We start from the raw sequence: 12345 nt of genomic DNA on the forward strand, positions 1-12345 counted from the left end.
CTCAGCGCCCCGGCTCGTCATTCCAAAGATACTTGTGCAGCTGTAATTGCAGACGCACCGGCAGGTTGTCTGCCACCACCCAGTCCGCCAGATCCCTGGCATTGAGGTCATGATGACTTGGGGAAAACAGCACTTCACCCGCACGTTGATCGAGACCGTACTGGATCAGTTTGGAAACCGCCCAGTCATAGTCGTCCCGCGAGCAGATGACAAACTTCACCTGATCGTTGGGAGTCAACAGTTCGATGTTTTCGTAGCGGTTGCGGTGCGCCTCTTTGGAGTCCGGTGTCTTCAAGTCGACCACGCGACTGACGCGCGAATCTACCGCCGAGATATCGAGTGCACCACTGGTTTCCAGTGACACTTCGAAACCGGCATCACACAATTGCTTGAGCAACGGGATGGCATTGGGCTGCGCCAGCGGTTCACCGCCGGTCACACAGACGTAGCGCGGGCGAAACCCGGCCACTTGTTCGAGGATATCGCCGAGGGTGCGGATCGTACCGCCGCTGAACGCATAGGCGCTGTCGCAGTATTGGCAACGCAATGGGCAACCGGTCAGGCGCACAAAAACCGTGGGCAGCCCGGCAGTCCGCGTTTCCCCCTGCAACGAGTAGAAAACTTCGGTAATTCTCAATGTGTCTTGCATAGTCGCCACGGGCGTAACAGCTAAACAGGCTGTCCGCCTCCGTCAGGCACTTCAGGCAACCCCGCCAACGCGTAGATCACCAGAAGCGTGTTTCAGAAAAAGGGCGTGAATTCTAACGAAAAAACCCGCGACAAGCGCGGGTTTCTTCCAAACGGGTCAAACACACTTACATGCGTTGCAGATCGCGTTGGGCCAACTGAGCAGCGGAGGTCCCCGGGTATTGGGAAACCACCTGTTGCAGAATGCCTTTGACCTTGTCGGTGTGACCGAGGCGGCGCTCTACATCAGCCAGCTTGTACAGCGAATCCGGCACTTTGGCGTGCTTGGGATAGAGCTGCGACACCTTGGCGAAAGCCTGACCTGCACCTTGCAGATCGCCCTTGGCCAGGTTCACTTCGCCCAACCAGTACTGGGCATTGCCCGCGTATTGGCTGTTCGGGTATTTACGCAGGAATGCCGAGAAAGCCTGGCTGGCCTTGTCGAAATCCTTGGCTTTGATCAGGTCGAAAGCGGCATCGTAATACAGCTTTTCCTTGGCCGGATCGCCCGGTTCGCTACTTGCAGCAGGTGCCTGGGCAGCAGCCCCGGCGCCCGCGGCAGCACCGGCAGCAGCACTTGCATCGCCACCGGCAGAAGAATTCTCAGGAGTCGCGGCAGGTGCAACACCGGATCCTATGCGCCGATCAAGATCCTGGTATCGCTCCAGGGATTCCTGTTTCATGCGCGCAACCTGATTCTGCAGTTCTTCGATCACACCTTGCTGGCGCGATATCTGATCCTGCATCTGTTGCAGTTGGTTGAACAGCATGCCCTGTGCCGAGGCAGGGGCCGAAGCCGCTCCCCCGGCATAGGCGCCGTTCGTACCGTAACCCGCAGGCGGATAACTGCTCCCGCTATTGTTATAACCGGAGTTGTCATCGACCACAGGAACCGCAGCCCACGCCGCAAGCGGCGCGAGGCTGAGAGCCAGAACAGTTACAGCACGACGGCACGTTCGCATATCGAATTACTTACGCAGTTCGACGCGACGGTTTTGAGCCCAGGACTGCTCGTCGTTGCCGGTAGCAACTGGACGCTCTTCGCCGTAGGAAACCAGTTCCAGCTGAGCTGGGGAAACACCTTGCAGTACCAGGTAGCGCTGAACGGCTTTCGCACGACGCTCGCCCAGTGCCATGTTGTACTCACGAGTACCACGTTCGTCGGTGTTGCCTTCCAGAACAACGCGAGCGCCGTTTGCTTTCAGGTCTTTGGCGTGAACGTCCAGAGCGCGCATGGCTTCTGGCTTCAGGTCCGAGCTGTCGTATTCGAAGTAGAAGGTGGTGATTGCGCGCAGAGCAGCTTCTTCGCTCAGGGAACCGTCAACGGCACCAGTGTTTGCGCCGTAACCAGCGTTTGGATCAACAGCGCCTTCACCGGCGTTGTCGCCGCCTTTGGACGAGCAACCTACAGCTACAGCCATGGCCAGAGCCAGCGCAGCAAATTTACCAAACTTCAGCATTTCCATCGTGAAACTCCTAATGAACCCCAGTGTGTTAAGTAAAACGTAAAGCGCCGCGTCAGTTCAGGTAAGGGGACCAGGACGGTTCTCTGACTTCGCCTTGTGCGGTAGGAAGCGGGAGCCTCACGCGTCCATTAATGGACACGAGCATCAAGACTCCCCGGCCCTGCTGGCGGGTGGCGTAGATTACCATGGTGCCGTTGGGCGCAACAGTAGGTGACTCGTCCAGAGTGCTATCAGTGAGGATCTTTACACTACCTCGCTGCAAATCCTGGGCCGCCACCTTGAAATTGGTGAAACCATCCTGGCGATGGATCATCACCAGCGTCTTTTCATCAGCCGACAGCTTCGGGTTGGCGTTGTAGTTGCCAATGAAGGTCACACGCTCGGCACCACCGCCGCTGGCGCTGGTTTTGTAGATCTGCGGCTTGCCGCCACGGTCCGAGGTGAAGTAGATGGTCGAACCATCCTTGCCCCAGTACGGTTCGGTGTTGATGCCAGGACCTGCAGTCACGCGAGTGATCTGACGCGAACCCAGGTTCATCACATAGATATCCGGGTTGCCGTCTTTCGACAGTACGAAAGCCAGACGATTGCCATCCGGCGACCAGGCTGGTGCGCCGTTCAGGCCTTCGAAGTTGGTGATCTGCTCACGGCGACCGGTGTCGATGTTCTGCATGAAGATCCGTGGACGCTTCTGCTCGAACGACACGTAGGCGATGCGCTTGCCATCCGGGGCGAAACGCGGCGACAGGATCGGCTCGCGCGATTGCAGCAGAGTCACGGCACGGGCACCGTCGTAGTCCGAACGCTGCAGGGTGTAGCGAGTGTTCTTCTCGGAAAAACGCTCGGCTGTCACGTACAGCAGACGGGTCGAAAACGCACCTTTGATACCGGTGAGTTTTTCGAACGACTGGTCAGAGATGAAGTGCGCCATGTCACGCAGTTGCTCGGTGGTACCGGAAACACTGCCGTCAGCCACTTTCTGCTCGGTGGCCACGTTGAACAGTGCCCATTGCACCTGCAGACGACCGCCCGCAGGAGCAATGCTGCCGACCATCATGTATTGAGCACCCACCGCCTTCCAGTCACGGAAGATGATTTCGCTCGGCTGGCTTGGCTGGCTGATCATGTTTTGCTTTGGAATCGGCGAGTAGTAGCCCGAGTTCCGCAAATCGTTACCAATGATTTCGGCCATGTCGTCCGGCAGAACGGCACCGCCCTGCATACCGAACGGTACGACGGCGATCGGGGTGGCCCGATCGCTGCCGCTGGTGACCAGAATGTTCTTTTCATCAGCCATCGCGATCCCTGCCATGCAGCAGATCACGACCAGCATTCCTCGAAGAAGGTTTCTCACAAGGCTAGATCCTCAGGTGTGAATGTCATCTTGAATGAACGATACGGAGCGAAATCGCTCGGCTTCATTCCCTGCATTTCTGTCAAACGTCCAATATTCTTCACTGCCGCAACTGCCGACGCATCGAACGGACCATCGCCACTGGACTTGGCCACGCTGACCGAAGTCACCGTACCGTCCGGCAACATGCCGATTTGCAGCACGACCGTCATGCCTTTGCGTGCCGAAGGAGGACGCGCCCAACCTTCCGCTGCTCGCGCACGAATCAGGTCATCGAAACTGCCCGCGACTTCGTCACCCTGTTCATCGGCCAAGGCCTGCTGACGCTGTGGCGTGTCGGAAAGCAAATCTGCCAGGGCCTGAGCCTTTTTCTCTTCAGCGGATTTACGTGCCGCTTCCTGCGATTTCTTCTTCGCAGCATCGGCAGCAGCTTTCTTCTTCGCTTCGTCGGCGACTTTCTTCTTCGCCTCTTCAGCTTCAGCTTTTTTCTTGGCGTCTTCGGCGGCTTTCTTCTTCGCGTCTTCGACGATCTTCTTCTTGGCTTCTTCAGCGGCCGCTTTCTTGGCCTCTTCTTCAGCCGCCTTCTTGGCTTCTTCTTCGGCTTTCTTCTTGGCTATATCAGCCAATTGTTTCTCTTCTGCCTTCTTGGCCTCGGCTTTCTTCGCATCGTCGGCTTTCTTGGCTTCATCAGCCTTTTTCGCCTCGTCCGCTTTCTTCGCCTGATCGGCCTTCTTGGCTTCCTCGGCCTTTTGAGCCGCTTCTTCTTTCTTTTGTTCCGCAGCCTTCACCGCTTCCTGCTCTACCTTTTTCTGTTCCATCTGCTCGACTTCGGTCTGGCGCGCGGCGGATTTCTTCGCCTCACCCGCAATCTTCTGATTGGTCTGGGTGGTTGCCTGACTTTTCGATTTCAGCTGGTACAGGGTCGCCTGGACAATCGGCTTGGCCGGCGGCAACTCGGGTGTGAAGGCGAAACTGACGAACAGCATGCCGAACACCAGCACGTGCAGGACAATCGCCAGAACACTAGGCCAGAAGTAGCTTTCCGAGGCGGACGGCTCTCGCTGTTGCTGCATCAGGGGGCCTCGGTAATCAAACCAACATTACCGACCCCGGCTTTCTGCAACCCGCCCATGGCACCCATGACGGCGCCGTAGTCGACCGACTTGTCGCCACGGATAAAGACCTGGGTACGCTTGCCGCCTTCGGTGCCGGCGCGAATGATCTTGGTCACCGCGTCAGTCATCTGCGGCAGGGTCATTGCCCTGTCCTGCTGCTTTTCGGTATCGACTTCGCTGCCAAGGTTCCAGTAGTAGGTCTTGTCAGCCTTGATCGAAATGGTCAGCACCTGAGTGTTGTTGTCCTGCGGCAAGGCTTCGCTGGAAACCTTGGGCAGATCCACTTTCACGCCCTGATTGAGCATCGGCGCGGTCACCATGAAGATAACCAGCAGCACCAGCATCACGTCGATGTATGGCACCACGTTCATCTCGGCGACCGGCTTGCGCTTGTTTCGGGCTCGAGCGATTAAAGCCATCGGGAAATACCTGCTTATTCTTCGCTGGTGTGCACTTTGCGGTGCAGGATCGCCTGGAACTCATCGGCGAAGGTGTAGTAGCGGCTCAGCAAGGTTTCGCTGCGGGCAGAGAAACGGTTGTAAGCGATAACGGCCGGGATCGCGGCGAACAGGCCGATCGCGGTGGCGATCAGGGCTTCGGCAATACCCGGGGCCACGGTGGCCAGGGTCGCCTGCTGGGCGCTGGCCAGACCGCGGAAGGAGTTCATGATGCCCCACACGGTACCGAACAGACCGATGTACGGGCTGACCGAACCAACGGTGGCGAGGAACGGCAGGCTCTGCTCCAGCTTCTCTTCCTCACGGGAGATGGCAACGCGCATGGCCCGCGCCACACCTTCCATCACCGCTTCCGGGTCAACACCTGGCTGCTGACGCAGACGGGAGAATTCCTTGAAACCGGCACGGAAGATCTGCTCTACGCCCGAATCCGGATCAGGGTTGCTGCCGGCCTGACGGTACAGCTTGGACAGATCGATACCCGACCAGAAGCGCTCTTCGAAGCTCTCCAGGGCGCGTCGACCGGCGCGCAGCAGATTGCTGCGCTGAAAGATCATGATCCATGAGGTCACCGATGCGGCCACCAGGGTCAACATTACCAACTGCACCACGATGCTGGCATTGCTGACCAGGCTCCACATGGAGGAATGGTCGACGACGTTAGCTTCCACGCTTTATCTCCTGCTTTGAGTGTGTACCCGTGCCGCCCGCGTCGGCAAAGGCCGCACGCAAGGATTCGGGCATGGCCCGGGGTTTCAAACTGTCGGTGCGCACGCAGGCCACCAGAAACTGCCCTTCACAGAGCAGCACATTATCCGTGGCCCGCCTGACCTGCTGTTTGAAGCGCAGGCTGGCACGGTTCAATTCGATTACATCAGCGCTTACCAGCAGTTCGTCGTCCAGTCGCGCCGGTGCGTGGTAACGCGCTTCGCTGGAATGCACGACAAACAACAGGTCCTCCCCGGCCAGTTCCGACTGGGCAAAGCCCAGCGTCCGGAGCCGCTCGGTTCGAGCCCGTTCCATAAACTTGAGGTAATTAACGTAATACACGATGCCGCCCGCATCGGTGTCCTCGTAATAAACGCGACAACGATGTGCGAACGGCTCAAGCCCGTTTTGCGCGCGCATACTCTAGTGCTTACTCCTCGGGTTGCCAATCCGGCCAGGCAACTGTTTTTTCAGTGTTTAAGGCTTTACCGCAAAAGTACCGTCCTGTGACAGTACAAACGCTGAATAAATCGCCAAAAAATGTGTATCAATCGTCCACGGCATCGAGAAACTCGTCTGCCACGGGCATTTCACCCATTCGTGACGGAATGTTTAAACCGAAATGCAGGTACGCATGCCGTGTCACCACCCTGCCCCGTGGCGTACGCATGATGTAACCCTGCTGAATCAGGTACGGCTCCAGCACGTCTTCGATGGTATGGCGTTCCTCACTGATGGCAGCCGCAAGGCTGTCGATGCCCACCGGACCGCCATCGAACTTCTCGATCATGGTCAGCAGCAAGCGCCGGTCCTGATGATCGAAGCCGTGTTCATCGACATCCAGCAGATTCAACGCCAGATCGGCAACCGACTTGGTGATATGGCCCTTGGCCCGGACTTCGGCAAAATCGCGCACCCGCCGCAGCAGACGGTTGGCGATCCGTGGCGTACCACGGGCTCGACGAGCGATTTCGAAGGAACCCTCCGGATCCAGCGGCAGACCGAGAATCGCCGCCGACCGACTGACAATCGTCGCCAGATCCGCTGTGCTGTAGAACTCAAGACGCTGGACGATACCGAAGCGATCACGCAACGGGTTGGTCAGCATGCCGGCACGGGTGGTGGCGCCAACGAGGGTGAACGGTGGCAGATCAAGCTTGATCGAGCGCGCTGCCGGCCCTTCACCGATCATGATGTCGAGCTGGAAGTCTTCCATGGCCGGGTACAGCACTTCTTCGACAATTGGCGACAGGCGATGGATTTCGTCGATGAACAACACGTCGTGTGGCTCAAGATTGGTCAGCAGTGCCGCCAGATCTCCCGGACGCTCAAGCACCGGGCCCGACGTGCTCTTGATCGACACGCCCATTTCCTGGGCAATGATGTTGGCCAGCGTGGTTTTACCCAGACCCGGCGGGCCGAAGATCAACGTGTGATCCAGCGATTCACTGCGACCCCGCGCCGCCTGGATGAACAGTTCCATCTGCTCGCGCACGGTCGGCTGGCCAATGTAGTCGGCCAGACTGACCGGGCGAATGGCCCGATCCTGGACTTCTTCGCGCTCGCGCGGGCTGTGCGCGGCGGCGATCAGACGATCAGCTTCAATCACTTAAATCATTCCCTTCAGGGCGCGGCGGATCAGGTCTTCACTGCTCAAATTCTTGTCCTTGATGGCGGTAATCGCCTTGCTCGCTTCCTGCGGCTTGTAGCCCAGGGAAATCAGCGCGCTGACCGCATCGTTTTCAGCGGTGTTGACCGGCGCCGGGCCGTCCGGCTGATTCGGCACCAGGGCGAACATGGCCGGCGAGGTTTCCCAGGCCTTGAAGCGATCCTTCAGTTCAACCAGCAGGCGCTCAGCGGTTTTCTTGCCGACCCCCGGGACCTTGGTCAGCGCCGAGGTGTCCTGGGATTGCACGCAGCGAATCAGTTCATCGACTTCCAGGCTCGACATCAAGGCCAGGGCCAGTTTCGGCCCGACACCATTGAGACGGATCAACTCGCGAAAAAAGTCTCGCTCACGCTTGCCGGCGAAACCATAGAGTAACTGCGCGTCTTCGCGTACGACCAAATGGGTGTGCAGCGTCAGCGGTTCACCGACCGACGGCAAGCGATAAAGGGTGGTCATGGGCACTTCCAACTCATACCCGAGGCCGTTTACATCCAGAATCAGGTGCGGCGGCTGTTTCTCAGCCAGGGTGCCGCGCAAGCGTCCAATCACGTTTCAGATCCTTGAGCGTTGGCCAGCCGTGGGCTGGCGACAGATGGAAGGCGGGAATCGGGCCGACGACCCAGGCGCGAAATCCGCATTCCGCAAAAATGATTGCTGATGCTATCAGAGACGCAGGCGCCCGCCACGACTGCGTGCGGTTCCCAGGCCATGCGGCAGCAGGCTGGAACGGGTGTGCGCGTGACAAATCGCGATGGCCAGGGCATCCGAGGCATCGATCTGCGGTTTGCTGGTCAGCTTGAGCATGTGCATGACCATCATCTGCACCTGTTCTTTATTGGCGGCGCCGGTGCCGACCACGGCTTGCTTGACCTGGGTGGCGGTGTATTCGGCAATCTCCAGGCACTCTTCAGCGCCAGCCACAATGGCGGCGCCGCGAGCCTGCCCGAGCTTGAGCGCCGAGTCGGCGTTTTTCGCCATGAACACTTTTTCGATGCCCATGGTCACCGGGCCATAGGTCTGAATGATTTCACGCACGCCGCGATAAACGATCTGCAGCCGCTCATGCAGCTCACCGGCGCCGGTACGGATGCAGCCCGAGGCCACATAGATGCAGCCGCCGCGGCCGGTATCGCGAACAATCCCGTAACCGGTGATGCGCGAGCCGGGGTCGATACCCAGAATTAAAGTCATAACGCCTGCGGAGTCGGTAAAAACAAGAAATTCAAAACAGCGAATAACCAATGTGGGAGCGGGCTTGCTCGCGAAGGCGGTGTGTCATTCAGCATTGATGCTTGCTGATACGCCGCCTTCGCGAGCAAGCCCGCTCCCACATTGAAGCCTAGTCGCTCTTAACCGAGCTGAGCGGCCACATCTTCGGGAATGTCTGCGTTGGAGTAAACGTTCTGCACGTCATCCAGATCCTCGAGCATGTCGATCAGCTTGAGCACCTTCTCCGCGCCTTCCAGATCCAGTTCGGCACTGGTGGTCGGCTGCATGACGATTTCCGCGTCGTCTCCCTTGAAACCCGCCGCTTCCAGCGCGTTACGCACCGCATAGAAGCTGGTGAACGAGGTGAACACATCGATCGAGCCGTCTTCATGGCTGACCACGTCGTCGGCATCGGCTTCCAGCGCCGCTTCGGTCAGGGCGTCTTCGTCAACGCCCGGGGCGAAGCTGATCTGCCCTTTGCGTTCGAACAGGTACGCAACCGAACCGTCGGTACCAAGGTTGCCGCCACATTTGCTGAACGCATGGCGCACGGCAGCTGCGGTACGGTTGCGGTTGTCGGTCATGCACTCGACCATCACCGCCACGCCGCCTGGGCCGTAACCTTCATAGGTCAGCTCTTCAACGTTGTCCGCTTCGGTCGCACCGGCGCCACGCGCAACGGCGCGGTCGATGATGTCGCGGCTCATGTTCGCACCGAGGGCCTTGTCCAGGGCCAGGCGCAGACGCGGGTTGGAACCCGGATCGCCGCCGCCCTGACGGGCCGCAACGGTCAGCTCACGGATCCACTTGGTGAAGATCTTGCCTCTCTTGGCATCCTGACGTTCTTTGCGGTGCTTGATGTTCGCCCACTTGGAATGACCTGCCATAACTCGCTCCGAATTCTCTTGAAACGTTGCCCGCCCTGCTCACGCAGTGGCCAGCAAACAAAAAATCTCGACCTGCTCTCTATAGAAAGAAAAAAGGCGCATCCGAAGATGCGCCTTCAGGCCCGTCTTACTCAGCCTTTGGCGTTTCGCGCAAACGAATGTGCAGCTCGCGCAGCGCCTTGGCATCCACCACACCCGGCGCTTGCGTCATGACGTCCGCAGCACTCTGGGTTTTCGGGAAGGCAATCACTTCACGGATCGACTGGGCGCCGGTCATCAGCATCACCAGACGGTCCAGACCGAAGGCCAGACCACCGTGCGGCGGTGCACCGTACTTCAGCGCGTCGAGCAGGAAGCCGAACTTCTCTTCCTGTTCCGCTTCATTGATACCCAGCAGGCGGAACACCGCTTGCTGCATTTCCTTGCGGTGGATACGGATCGAACCGCCACCCAGCTCGGTACCGTTCAGCACCATGTCGTAGGCGCGGGACAGAGCGCCGGCCGGATTGGCTTCCAGCTCTTCAGGGGAGCACTTCGGTGCGGTGAACGGGTGGTGCAGCGCCGAGAAGCTGCCGTCGTCGTTTTCTTCGAACATCGGGAAGTCGACGACCCACATTGGCGCCCACTTGCAGGTCAGCAGGTCGAGGTCATGGCCCAGCTTGATACGCAGCGCGCCCAAGGCTTCGCTGACGATCTTGGCCTTGTCGGCGCCGAAGAACACGATGTCGCCGTCAACCGCGCCGACGCGATCGAGGATCACGTTGAGGTTGGCTTCAGGGATGTTTTTCACGATCGGCGATTGCAGACCCTCAACACCGGCAGCGCGCTCGTTGACCTTGATGTAGGCCAGGCCCTTGGCACCGTAGATGCCGACGAACTTGGTGTAGTCGTCGATCTGCTTGCGCGGCATGCTCGCCCCGCCTGGAACGCGCAGTGCAGCGATACGGCATTTCGGATCGTTGGCCGGGCCGCTGAACACCTTGAACTCGACTTCTTTGAGTTGGTCGGCAACGTCGACCAGTTCCAGCGGGTTACGCAGGTCCGGCTTGTCGGAACCGTAACGACGCATGGCTTCTTCAAAGGTCATGTGCGGGAATTCGCCGAATTCCAGATCCAGCACTTCCTTGAACAGGTTGCGGATCATGCCTTCGGTCAGGCCCATGATGTCTTTTTCGTCGAGGAAGCTGGTCTCGATGTCGATCTGAGTGAACTCAGGCTGACGGTCGGCACGCAGGTCTTCGTCGCGGAAGCATTTGGCGATCTGGTAGTAACGGTCGAAACCGGCAACCATCAGCAGTTGCTTGAACAGCTGAGGCGATTGCGGCAGCGCGAAGAACGAACCGGCGTGAGTACGGCTCGGCACCAGGTAGTCGCGGGCGCCTTCCGGGGTAGCACGGGTCAGAATCGGCGTTTCCACGTCGAGGAAACCGTTCTCGTCGAGGAAGCGACGGATGCTGGTGGTCATGCGCGAACGCAGACGCAGCTTCTCGGCCATTTCCGGACGACGCAGGTCCAGGAAGCGGTAGCGCAGGCGGGTTTCTTCGCCGACGTCGGAGTATTCGTTGAGCGGGAACGGCGGGGTTTCCGACTCGTTCAGCACTTCCAGCTCGTAGCCCAACACTTCGATCATGCCCGACGCCATGTTGGCGTTGGTCGCACCGGCCGGACGCAGACGCACCTTACCGGTGATTTTCACGACGTATTCGCTGCGCACGCGATCGGCGGCGGCGAAGCTCTCGGCGCGATCCGGATCGAACACCACCTGAGCCAGACCATCACGATCACGGATATCGAGGAAAATCACCCCGCCGTGGTCGCGACGACGGTGAACCCATCCGCAAAGGGTAATTTCCTGGCCTTCCAGGCTTTCGTTCAGTTGGCCGCAATAATGGCTGCGCATCATGGTAGTGGTTTCGCTTCTCGTAATTCGAAATTCGGTGGAGATCCCGTCGCACTCAAGCACTGCGAAATCTCACGCGTGTCGTTCGACCTGGGCCTGAACCCTAGTCAGATTTGTCGCCACCGGCCAGATTCTTCTTGGCTCCGGTCTTGAAATCGGTTTCGTACCAACCGCTGCCGCTGAGGCGAAAACCCGGCATGGACAGCTGTTTCTTGAGCTCTGGCGCCTGACAGGCAGGGCAGTCGACCAGCGGTGCCTCGCTGATCTTTTGAATGGCTTCCAACTGATGACCACAGGAAGCACATTGATAATCGTACATCGGCATGGGGGTGTCTCGGCGATCAGATTGCCACCGCGCGCAGGGCTTTGCGGCGAAAGAGCGGGATTATATCCATTAAATGCGGGCTGTGCAGCCGTAAGACTGCACAGCCCGCCACGTCATTTCAAGTATTGCCCGTTCAGGGCATGACGGCCGCCGGAGTATCGCGCAGGCCATTCATCACGCACACCACCCGTACCAGACCACTGAAGTTTTTCACCCCGCCGTGGCGCAGGTGCACTTCGCGGTCCACATGGGACAGCAGCGTGCTGACCGAACAGCCGTTGTGCCCGGCCATGTCACCAAGAATGTTCCAGTAAACCTGCTCGAGCCTCAAGCAAGTGGCAAAGCCGTTCAAACGCACTGATCTGGCCAGCGGCCGGATCAGCTCAAAATCGAAATCGCTGACAAACGGATCGACCTTCATTTCCCGTTGCGAACCGACGTGCTCGCATCGCCTGTCTCCACCTACCATATCGCTGACACTCCTTTGTCATCGCTGCTTTTATAAAGACAACATCCTGTGCCTTCATAAAAACGCAGACGCAAAGTCAGCGCCAGATGACTAGTTGC

The 12345-nt window shown here is 58.8% G+C and carries 15 protein-coding genes; all 15 read right to left on the reverse strand.

Going from position 1 to position 12345, the window contains the following annotated elements:
• Nucleotide 1 precedes the first annotated feature (1 nt).
• Nucleotides 2-649, reverse strand: coding sequence for a 7-carboxy-7-deazaguanine synthase QueE (gene queE / locus CRO59_RS00765; RefSeq protein WP_097085950.1), 648 nt, complete (start codon nt 647-649; stop codon nt 2-4).
• 166 nt (nt 650-815) lie between these two features.
• On the reverse strand, nt 816-1649 hold the full coding sequence (ybgF, locus tag CRO59_RS00770) for a tol-pal system protein YbgF (protein WP_097085952.1): 834 nt from the start codon (nt 1647-1649) through the stop codon (nt 816-818).
• Between the two features lie 6 nt (nt 1650-1655).
• Nucleotides 1656-2153: a peptidoglycan-associated lipoprotein Pal gene (gene pal / locus CRO59_RS00775; protein ID WP_003178634.1), complete on the reverse strand. Its 498-nt coding sequence runs from the start codon at nt 2151-2153 to the stop codon at nt 1656-1658.
• 52 nt (nt 2154-2205) lie between these two features.
• The gene (gene tolB / locus CRO59_RS00780) at nt 2206-3486 is read right to left on the reverse strand and encodes a Tol-Pal system beta propeller repeat protein TolB (protein ID WP_164747834.1); all 1281 of its coding nucleotides are present in this window, start codon (nt 3484-3486) and stop codon (nt 2206-2208) included.
• 17 nt (nt 3487-3503) lie between these two features.
• Nucleotides 3504-4580, reverse strand: coding sequence for a cell envelope integrity protein TolA (gene tolA / locus CRO59_RS00785; RefSeq protein WP_097085954.1), 1077 nt, complete (start codon nt 4578-4580; stop codon nt 3504-3506).
• Nucleotides 4580-5032: a protein TolR gene (gene tolR / locus CRO59_RS00790; protein ID WP_161794900.1), complete on the reverse strand. Its 453-nt coding sequence runs from the start codon at nt 5030-5032 to the stop codon at nt 4580-4582. Before tolR ends, tolA begins: the two co-directional genes overlap by 1 nt.
• 23 nt (nt 5033-5055) lie before the next feature.
• Nucleotides 5056-5751 (reverse strand): protein TolQ, encoded by a 696-nt coding sequence (gene tolQ / locus CRO59_RS00795; RefSeq protein WP_007912733.1) that lies wholly within the window; start codon nt 5749-5751, stop codon nt 5056-5058.
• Nucleotides 5741-6208: a tol-pal system-associated acyl-CoA thioesterase gene (ybgC, locus tag CRO59_RS00800; protein ID WP_027612533.1), complete on the reverse strand. Its 468-nt coding sequence runs from the start codon at nt 6206-6208 to the stop codon at nt 5741-5743. Before ybgC ends, tolQ begins: the two co-directional genes overlap by 11 nt.
• 127 nt (nt 6209-6335) lie before the next feature.
• The gene (gene ruvB / locus CRO59_RS00805; RefSeq protein ID WP_007962024.1) at nt 6336-7397 is read right to left on the reverse strand and encodes a Holliday junction branch migration DNA helicase RuvB; all 1062 of its coding nucleotides are present in this window, start codon (nt 7395-7397) and stop codon (nt 6336-6338) included.
• Nucleotides 7398-8006: a Holliday junction branch migration protein RuvA gene (ruvA, locus tag CRO59_RS00810; protein ID WP_003227522.1), complete on the reverse strand. Its 609-nt coding sequence runs from the start codon at nt 8004-8006 to the stop codon at nt 7398-7400.
• 114 nt (nt 8007-8120) lie between these two features.
• Complete coding sequence (gene ruvC / locus CRO59_RS00815) at nt 8121-8648, reverse strand: crossover junction endodeoxyribonuclease RuvC (protein WP_007962095.1); 528 nt, start codon at nt 8646-8648, stop codon at nt 8121-8123.
• Between the two features lie 158 nt (nt 8649-8806).
• Nucleotides 8807-9553, reverse strand: a complete 747-nt coding sequence (locus tag CRO59_RS00820) for a YebC/PmpR family DNA-binding transcriptional regulator (RefSeq protein ID WP_003227527.1) — start codon at nt 9551-9553, stop codon at nt 8807-8809.
• A gap of 127 nt (nt 9554-9680) precedes the next feature.
• Complete coding sequence (gene aspS / locus CRO59_RS00825) at nt 9681-11456, reverse strand: aspartate--tRNA ligase (protein ID WP_003227530.1); 1776 nt, start codon at nt 11454-11456, stop codon at nt 9681-9683.
• A 100-nt stretch (nt 11457-11556) separates the two neighbouring features.
• The gene (locus CRO59_RS00830; protein ID WP_003227532.1) at nt 11557-11778 is read right to left on the reverse strand and encodes an FmdB family zinc ribbon protein; all 222 of its coding nucleotides are present in this window, start codon (nt 11776-11778) and stop codon (nt 11557-11559) included.
• A gap of 133 nt (nt 11779-11911) precedes the next feature.
• Nucleotides 11912-12247 (reverse strand): ribbon-helix-helix domain-containing protein, encoded by a 336-nt coding sequence (locus CRO59_RS00835; RefSeq protein WP_027612532.1) that lies wholly within the window; start codon nt 12245-12247, stop codon nt 11912-11914.
• Between the last annotated feature and the right edge of the window lie 98 nt (nt 12248-12345).

The sequence above is a fragment of the Pseudomonas sp. LAMO17WK12:I5 genome (assembly GCF_900215165.1).
In the GTDB taxonomy this organism is placed as follows: Bacteria; Pseudomonadota; Gammaproteobacteria; order Pseudomonadales; family Pseudomonadaceae; genus Aquipseudomonas; species Aquipseudomonas putida_A.